Source organism: Myxococcus xanthus (genome assembly GCF_013116825.1).
Lineage (GTDB): Bacteria > Myxococcota > Myxococcia > Myxococcales > Myxococcaceae > Myxococcus > Myxococcus xanthus_B.
In genome coordinates, this window is record NZ_JABFNS010000230.1 from 1 (window position 1) to 7,415 (window position 7,415).

Sequence of the window (7,415 nt, forward strand, 5' to 3'; positions counted from 1 at the left end):
GGCAGCGTCAGATCTGTATAAGCGACAGGTCCGTGCCCCCGTCCGTCCCCCCGTCCGAATCGGACCGCGTGTCGATTCGCAGCGCGGGGTCGAAGGCCTCCGCGACCGCCGGCCAGCGCGCGTAGAGGAAGCGCTGCGGGTTGGAGAGCGCGTCACTGCCCACGAAGAGCCCGTCGGGATAGGTGGTGCCCAGCGACGACGCGGTGACGGCGAGGGCCACCGGGTCATTCGCACGGATGACGCCCCCATCCTCGTCAGCCAGCCGGAACGAGCCCACGAGGGTCCTCGCGCGCCGCTCATAGACGGCGAACGCATCCGCGCCCGTGTCCGCGACCAGGATGTACCCTTCGCCATTGCGCGCGCGGTAGATCGCGACCCGGCCCACATTGGCGGAGAGCCCGCCCGAGCCCTGGATGGAGAGCTGCTGTCCGGTGACGCCTTCGTCCGCGGCCGCCGGATAGCGCCACAGGCCCTGCCCCTGCTGGGTGACGAACAGGGAGTCCGACGCCTCGTCTACGGCCAGCCCCGCGATGGGCCCCGCCGTGGTGAGCGTGCGTACCAGGGTGGCCGTCACACTCCCCGTGTCCCCGGTCAGTTCGTACTGCTGGAGCACGCCCGTGGACGTGCCGGCGAACACATAGAACCGGCCCGAGTCCTCGTTTCGATAGAGCGCCACGGCGGAGAACTGCGTCCCCGTCAGGAAGCCCGCGGCGCCAATCCGCTCCACCCGGTCCGCGCGGTCGGGGTCCACCGTGTAGGCCGCCAGCCCGTTGAAGTTGATGCTGGCCGTCACCACCAGGGTCTGCTGCACCCCGGACAGCGGGAAGCCGTCCCGCACGGCCACGGCCGACATCGGGCCATCCGCGAGCTCCGCATCCAGTTGCTCGCCCCCCAGGCCGAAGGTGACGAGGCCCGCGTTGGGGCTGTTGTAGGCGGTGAGGAACAGGCTGCTGCTGGGGGCGCCGGGACTCACCCAGAGGGCCACGTCCTGGAGCACCCCGCCGGTGATGGACGGGGCGGGCTCGGACTGCGCCGTCGGCGACACGACGACCTGCGCGGACACCGGAGTGCCCAGGAGCAGCGCCGCCAGGGCCAGGGGGGTTGGGTTGCGCATGACCGCCTCCAGACTGAGCGATGGGAGCGTCCTAACTTGGCACGAGGCGTCAGGCTTTCAAGTAGGAAGCGGCTGGGAACGGTTGGCGATGGGTGACAGCGTCGGCTAGAAAGTGCGTCTTCCAGCCAACACAGAAAAGAACATGGCGACCAAGCGCGCACTCATCACGGGCATCACGGGGCAGGACGGCAGCTATCTCGCGGAGCTGCTCCTTTCGAAGGGTTACGAGGTGCACGGCATGGTGCGCCGCTCGTCGGAGGAGAAGTTCGAGCGCATCCAGCACCTGCACGGGAAGATTCAGCTCCACCAGGGCGACTTGCTGGACCAGTTCTCGCTCGCGGCGTTGCTCAACCTGACGAAGCCCGACGAGGTCTACAACCTGGCGGCGCAGTCCTTCGTCCCCACCAGTTGGAACCAGCCGGTGCTCACGGGTGAGTTCACCGCGCTGGGCGTGACGAAGATGCTGGAGGCCATCCGCCACACCCGCCCGGAGGCGCGCTTCTACCAGGCGTCATCCAGCGAGATGTTCGGCAAGGTGCTGGAGGTTCCGCAGACGGAGGACACGCCCTTCTATCCGCGCAGCCCGTACGGCGTGGCCAAGGCCTACGGCCACCACATCACGGTGAACTACCGCGAGTCCTTCAACCTGTTCGCGGTGAGCGGCATCCTCTTCAACCACGAGTCGCCGCGCCGGGGCCTGGAGTTCGTCACGCGCAAGGTCACCTACAACGTGGCGCGCATCAAGCTGGGCCTCCAGGAGAAGCTGCCCATGGGCAACCTGGACGCCAAGCGCGACTGGGGCTTCGCGGGCGACTACGTGGACGCCATGTGGCGGATGCTCCAGCAGCCGCAGGCCGAGGACTACGTGGTGGCCACCAACGAGACGCACACCGTGCGCGAGCTGGTGGAGATTGCGTTCGCGCGCGTGGGCCTGGACTGGGAGAAGCACGTCTTCATCGACCCGGCCTTCGTGCGCCCCGCCGAGGTGGACCTGCTCATCGGTGACCCGGCCAAGGCCAAGACGAAGCTGGGCTGGGAGCCCAAGGTCCGCTTCAAGGAGCTGGTGGAGATGATGGTGGACGCGGACCTGGAGCGCGTGAAGGCGGGGCAGCGGTAGATGCGCATTCTGGTAACAGGCGCGGATGGCTTCGTCGGCCGGCACTTGTGCGCCCTGCTGCGCGCCGCTGGCGACGAAGTGGTGGAGGCCCACGGGCCGCGCGGTGAGGGCGTCAACAGCAACGCCCTGCACTTCGACGTGGCCAATGAAGCCTCGGTGAAGGCGGCGGTGGCCGAGGTGAAGCCCGAGGGCATCATTCATCTGGCGGGCTTCAGCTCGGTCGCGAAGAGCCACCACAACCCGTCCCGGGTGTTCGCGGTGAACACCATGGGCGTGGTGCACCTGCTCACCGCGGTGCGCGAGAGCGTCCCGAAGGCACGCGTGGTGCTGGTGGGCTCCGGCGAGGTGTACGGCCCGGTGCCCGAAGGCACGCGCGCCACCGAGGACACCCCCGCGGTGCCCCTGAGCCCCTACGCGGCCTCCAAGTCCGCAGCGGAGCTGGCCGCGGTGCAGTTCCACCGCAGCTACGGGCTGGAGGTCGTCATGGCGCGGCCCTTCAACCACCTGGGCGCGGGGCAGGACCCCACCTTCGTGGTGCCCTCGTTCGCAGCGCAGATTCGCGCCATCGGACTGGGTACGGTGGACCCGGTGCTGCGCACGGGCAACCTGGATGCGGTGCGCGACTTCTCCCACGTCCGCGACGTGGTGGAGGCCTACCGGCTTCTGCTCGACAAGGGAGCGCCGGGGCAGGCGTACAACATTGGGAGCGGTGAGGGCCGCACCATCCGCAGCCTGCTGGAGGAGATGCTGTCGCTGGCGGGGGTCAACGCGCGCATCGAGCTGGACCCCGCGCGCCTGCGGCCCTCCGACATCCCCAGCCTCGTCGGCGCTCCCGACAAGCTGAAGGCGCTGGGTTGGGCCCCGAAGCTGACCGTGGCGGACGCGCTGCGCGATGTGCTCGGCCCCCGCGTGCCTGGCGCGGCGTGAGCAAGCGAAGGCGCGCGCGTGTCCCCAAGGATGCGCGCGCGTCGGAGGCTCGGCTGGGCGACCGATGCCGAGCCAGCTTCAATGGGACTGGCGTCGCGGGCCCGCGACTCCGAAGTGGACGGCCCCATGACGAGGTGACGCGTCAGGCGTCCCTGTTCACTGAAGCGCCGCCCAGGCCTGAAGCCGCCGCTCCAACGCCGTGAGGGTCCACAGGTCCGCCGGATTGTCTGGCCGCACCTGGGCCAGGTCCCGCTGAAGCGCCTCGCGTGCCCCCACCACGCCCCACTCCGACAACACCCGCAGCGCCATCAGCGAGTGCTTGCGCGCCACCAGCGCGAGCAGCACCTCCACGACGCGAGGGCTTCGCTCGTCAGCCAGCCGCTGCACCGCCTCGTGACGCGCCTCGGGCGTGGAGTCCGGCGCCTCCAGCACCTCGGCCAGCGAGGTGAAGCGCGCATCATCCAGCAACGGGCGCGGGCCGGGCTGCGGCTCCCAGTGCTCCACGGTGACGTTCGTCCGGCCCAGGCAGACGCATTCCCGGCGCACGCCGTCATCGCCGAAGAGGTCCATGATGCGATCTCTCGACGGCGTGCCTCCCACGAGCAGTTGCCCCGCACGTTGGGAAAGCGTGGGTGACACGCCGAGCAGATGGACGCGCAGCACCGTGGCCTCGGCCGCGGCGCGCTGCCCGGTGGAGGCACGGGGCCACTTGAGGAAGACCTCCGCCATCCCCCGCGCCTGGACGTACCAGCGGTACTCCAGCCACACGGCGCTGGGGCGGAGGGCGAAGCGGGCGTCTTCCTGCTCGCGGAGCCGGGGGGCGCCTTCCGCAAGCCCGGTGAAGCAGCGTTCCAGCAGGACCAGGGCGTCGGAGAGCGTCATGAAGGTGGGCAGTGTAGCGGCGTTTGTCAGGCCGCTGGGCCAGCAGCGTTAGTGTACAATCAACACCATTTTTGAGGTCGCCCATGAGCGAAGCAGGACAGCAGCGGTTCACCTTCTTCTGGCAGGCGCACTCCCCGTTCTCCCAGTGGCACTCTTCCGACTTCGCCGTGGACGGCGTGCGCTACGTGTGCGCGGAGCAGTACATGATGGCAGGCAAGGCGCGGCTCTTCGGTGACACCGCGGCGCTGGCGAGCATCCTGTCATCGAAGTCGCCCAAGACGCACAAGGCCCTGGGCCGCAAGGTCCGCGACTTCGACAACGCGCGCTGGGAGAAGGCGCGTGAGCGCATCGTCTACGAGGGCAACCGCGCGAAGTTCACCCAGAGCCCGGAGCTGTTGAAGGCGCTCCTGGCCACCGCGGGCACGGAGCTGGTGGAAGCCAGCCCCGTGGATCGCATCTGGGGTGTGGGGTTGGATGAGGAGGACCCGCGCATCCAGCACCCCGCGAAGTGGCGAGGACTGAACCTGCTGGGCAAGGTCCTCACGAAGCTGCGCGAGGACCTGCTGGCGGAGGGCGTCACCGAGGCGTCCCCCGCTGGGCCGTAGGGCTCAGAAGTCGTAGCGCACGGGAGCCTGGTCCGACACGACCAGGTTCACCGTGCCCGAGGTCTTCCCGAACTGCGCCCCGAAGCGCTGCGAAACCGAGGACACGTCGAAGCGAGGGCTGGCCCGCAGGAGCGCCTTGCACCGGTCGTTGTTCCCATCGTGCACGAGCACCAGGTTCGCCACGGGCGTGCCATCCGCGCCCTGCTGGAGGTTCCCATCCCAGGCCAGCGAGTACGTGTGCTCGGCGCAACCTCCGCCATGCATCACGGCCAGCGTCAGGATGCCACCGTCCACCGTGGCGCTTCGGACATTGATGGGGTCCTTCGGCTCGGGATTGGGCGTCACCACCAGGGGCTGGACGGCCGCCCTCGCCTCACCATCCTCGGCAGACGGAATCTCGGTGGCCTGCGTGGCTTCAGGGGCCGGCGCCGTCGCCTCTGCGCTGGCTTCGGCCTCGGCGGGTGGCGGCTCCGCCGGAGCAGCGCCTGTCTCCTGCCGGCTCGCACAGCCCGCGAGCAGTCCGCACAGCATCACCCCACTCCAGACGAGCTTTCGCATACGTCTCCTTATCGCCGCAGCGCGGCCTCGTACGCCGCCAAGGTACCCTCGGCGGTCCGCTTCCAGGTGAACTTCGCGGCCTGCGCCTTTCCACGCTCCGCGAGCGCCCGCCGTTCCTCCGGCGAGTGGAGCAGCCGGTCCAACGCCCTCGCGAGCCCGTTCGCGTCGTCGGGCCCCACGCTCAGCGCGGCGTCGCCACAGACCTCCGGCAGCGAGCCCGCGGTGGAGACGATGGTGGGCGTCCCCAGCCGCATCGCCTCCAGCGGTGGCAGCCCGAACCCCTCATAACGAGACGGGAACACGAACACGGCCGCGCGGCGCATCAGCTCATAGAACACGGCGTCGGATTGATAGCCGAGCGAGCGCACCTCGAACCCCTCCGAGCGCAGCCGGGAGATGCGCGCCTCCACGCGCCCCGCGCCGAACCAGCTCTGTCCCGCCAGCACCAACGAGGCCGGCCGCCCCCGCAGTCGCAGCCGCTCCAACGCGTCCAGCACCAGGTCCACGTTCTTCCGCACGTCGAGCGAGCCCGCGTAGAGCACGTACTCCTGCGGCAGTGAGAGCGCGCGCAGGAAGTCCTTGCTGGTGTCATCCAGGACGGGCGCATGGACGTGGTCCACGCCATTGGGCACCACCACCGTGCGCGACTCCGCTTCCGGGTAGCGAGCCAGCAGGTCCTGCCGCGTGCGTTCGCTCACGCACACCACCTGGTCCGCCACCATCAGGCTGCGCGACAACCACAGCCGGAACTGCCAGCGGAACGCGGCCGACACCGTCTCCGGCATCAGCAGCGGAATCAAATCGTGCACCGTCAGCACGTACTTCATGCCGGGAGCGCGGATGAGGGGCAGGTTGAAGTTACCGTGTGCGTGGTACAGCGGCGCATCCGAGCCCTGGAGCACACGCGGCAAGCCGCCCAGCGTCCAGGCGGTCCGCCCTGCCTTCGCGCGAGGGGCCTCGCCGGATGACTGAGCCCCTACGCGGGTGAGCTGGACGCCGAGCGCCTCCAGGGCGGAGGCCAGGCAACGGGTGTACAGGCCGATGCCGGTGGTCGGCTCGTCCCAGAGTGTCGCGTCGAAGGCGATAGGTCCCATGGACACGGTGCGCCTCATAGCACGTGCGTGTGATAGGCAGGGCCCGCATGGCGATCCACCAGTTGATACCCAGCTTTGTCCCCGGCGACGCCACCGGGCAGGCCGCGCTGCATCTGCAGCTCCTGCTGCGTCGCATGGGGCACGCGGGCGCGCTGTATGCGGACGAGGTGGGACCGGGGCTCGAAGGGCTGGCCAGCCCCGCGTCCGCGCTGCGTCCCGAGCCCGGTGACCTGGTCCTCTACCACCATGGCATCGCCTCCCCGCTCAGCAGCCGGCTGATGCACCTGCCCTGCCGGCGCGGCATCGTCTTCCACAACATCAGCCCCGCGCGTTTCTACGAAGGGCTGCCGCTGGCGGACGCGCTGGTGGCGGGACGTGCCCAGCTCGCCGCGATGGCCCCCTTCGCGGATGTGGCCATCGGCGTGTCGGACTTCAACGCCGCCGAGCTGCGCGTCGCGGGGTACCGCAACGTCCACACGGTGCCCCTCTTCATCGAGCCGGAGCGATTCTCCCGCGCCAGCGCCGACGCGAAGATGCTCCAGCGGCTCGAAGGTCCAGGCCCTGTGCTGCTCGGCGTGAGCCGGGTCATGCCGCACAAGCGCTTCGAGGACCTGCTCGCGCTCCACCGCGAAGTCCTGCGGCTGCGCCCCCAGGCCCGCTTGTTGATGGTGGGCGGCTACGAGCCCGGCAGCCGGTACTTCCGCATGCTCCAGCGCGAGGCGCGCGGCCTGCGCGGCGTGAGCTTCCTGGGACGGCTGAGCCACGCGCAGCTCGTGGCCGCGTACCGCTCCGCCTCCGTCTTCGTCTCCATGAGCGAGCATGAGGGCTTCGGCGTCCCCCTCATCGAGGCCATGGCCGCCGAGGTGCCCGTGCTGGCCTACGCGGCCGCCGCGGTGCCGGAGACCCTGGGCGGCGCGGGCGTGGCCTTCGACCAGAAGCGCTTCGCCTTCCTCGCGGAGCTGGCAGTGGACCTGAGCGAGGACCTCTCCCTGCGCGGGCCCGTCATCGCTGGACAGACGCGGCGGTTGGAGCACTTCTCCGCGCCTTCCGTGCAGACCGCCTTCACGAAGGCACTGGAGACGGTGCTCCCCCGCCCCGCGCCCACGAAGCCCCGGAAG

Annotated in this window: 8 protein-coding genes; 4 read left to right on the plus strand and 4 right to left on the minus strand. The window is 69.8% G+C overall.

The genetic code is table 11. The annotated features are described in order from the left end of the window. Nucleotides 1-7: 7 nt before the first annotated feature. Nucleotides 8-1,114, minus strand: a complete 1,107-nt coding sequence (locus HNV26_RS36245; protein WP_253817374.1) for a myxosortase-dependent phytase-like phosphatase — start codon at nucleotides 1,112-1,114, stop codon at nucleotides 8-10. Between the two features lie 142 nt (nucleotides 1,115-1,256). Here HNV26_RS36245 and gmd point away from each other — a divergent pair, with 142 nt between their 5' ends. Next, complete coding sequence (gene gmd / locus HNV26_RS36250; RefSeq protein WP_011555292.1) at nucleotides 1,257-2,231, plus strand: GDP-mannose 4,6-dehydratase; 975 nt, start codon at nucleotides 1,257-1,259, stop codon at nucleotides 2,229-2,231. Next, nucleotides 2,232-3,158, plus strand: coding sequence for a GDP-mannose 4,6-dehydratase (locus HNV26_RS36255; RefSeq protein ID WP_171445420.1), 927 nt, complete (start codon nucleotides 2,232-2,234; stop codon nucleotides 3,156-3,158). A 156-nt stretch (nucleotides 3,159-3,314) separates the two neighbouring features. Here the strand turns inward: HNV26_RS36255 and HNV26_RS36260 are convergent, their stop codons facing one another. After that, nucleotides 3,315-4,040 (minus strand): hypothetical protein, encoded by a 726-nt coding sequence (locus tag HNV26_RS36260; protein ID WP_171445419.1) that lies wholly within the window; start codon nucleotides 4,038-4,040, stop codon nucleotides 3,315-3,317. A gap of 83 nt (nucleotides 4,041-4,123) precedes the next feature. On the opposite strand from HNV26_RS36260, the gene ybiA reads away from it, so the two are divergent. Continuing rightward, nucleotides 4,124-4,645 (plus strand): riboflavin biosynthesis intermediates N-glycosidase, encoded by a 522-nt coding sequence (ybiA, locus tag HNV26_RS36265; protein ID WP_171445418.1) that lies wholly within the window; start codon nucleotides 4,124-4,126, stop codon nucleotides 4,643-4,645. 3 nt (nucleotides 4,646-4,648) lie between these two features. Here ybiA and HNV26_RS36270 read toward each other — a convergent pair whose 3' ends face one another. Together HNV26_RS36270 and HNV26_RS36275 are read right to left on the minus strand one after the other, a co-directional pair. Beyond that, nucleotides 4,649-5,203 carry a hypothetical protein gene (locus HNV26_RS36270; RefSeq protein ID WP_171445417.1) on the minus strand — a complete coding sequence of 185 codons (555 nt, stop codon included), beginning with the start codon at nucleotides 5,201-5,203 and terminating at the stop codon, nucleotides 4,649-4,651. Between the two features lie 8 nt (nucleotides 5,204-5,211). Continuing rightward, on the minus strand, nucleotides 5,212-6,297 hold the full coding sequence (locus HNV26_RS36275; protein ID WP_171445422.1) for a glycosyltransferase family 4 protein: 1,086 nt from the start codon (nucleotides 6,295-6,297) through the stop codon (nucleotides 5,212-5,214). Nucleotides 6,298-6,344: 47 nt separating this feature from the next. Here HNV26_RS36275 and HNV26_RS36280 point away from each other — a divergent pair. After that, nucleotides 6,345-7,415, plus strand: a 1,071-nt coding sequence (locus HNV26_RS36280; RefSeq protein WP_171445416.1) for a glycosyltransferase family 4 protein, incomplete at its 3' end; no start/stop codon positions are given.